1 protein-coding gene is annotated in these 425 nt (G+C 39.5%); it reads right to left on the bottom strand.

The window, feature by feature from the left end:
* Window positions 1-166: 166 nt before the first annotated feature.
* Window positions 167-425: hypothetical protein (locus C1I98_RS46735; protein WP_111172263.1), on the bottom strand; the 259-nt coding region annotated here is incomplete at its 5' end.

Below are 425 nucleotides of genomic sequence, written 5' to 3'. Positions count from 1 at the left end.
GGTTTAATATCACTTACATTTCCCGATTCAACCGTTATATACGATTCATTTTGAATGTTATACACCGCTTGCGTACCGATGAAATAAGCACGATATCGATACGGATTTTCAAGTTCAATTCCTGCAATTTTCATGCCTTTGCTAAGTTCCATATCTTTAATCATTTCTAATCACCCTCCCTAAACCGTTTCATCACTGGACGAAACTTAGCTTCTAATCGTTCCAACTCATCAAGGTACTGCGTCAATTCCATCACATCATGTTCGTCTTCCAACATTACATGAATACAAGCATTCAGAGCACGGCTCATATTGGAATAGTAGCCTTTTGTAGCGAACATAGGCAAATTATCCTTGCCAGTCTTAATCGCTCCAGATTCGTCTCTTACAGCCTTGAGTAAGGTATGGTTGGCATAGTTGTCTACC

Origin of the sequence: Spongiactinospora gelatinilytica (assembly GCF_003236385.1) — a bacterium.
Taxonomy (GTDB): domain Bacteria; phylum Actinomycetota; class Actinomycetes; order Streptosporangiales; family Streptosporangiaceae; genus Spongiactinospora; species Spongiactinospora gelatinilytica.
The sequence above is the reverse complement of the archived record's forward strand: the minus strand, read 5'-3'. Positions and strand labels throughout refer to the sequence as shown.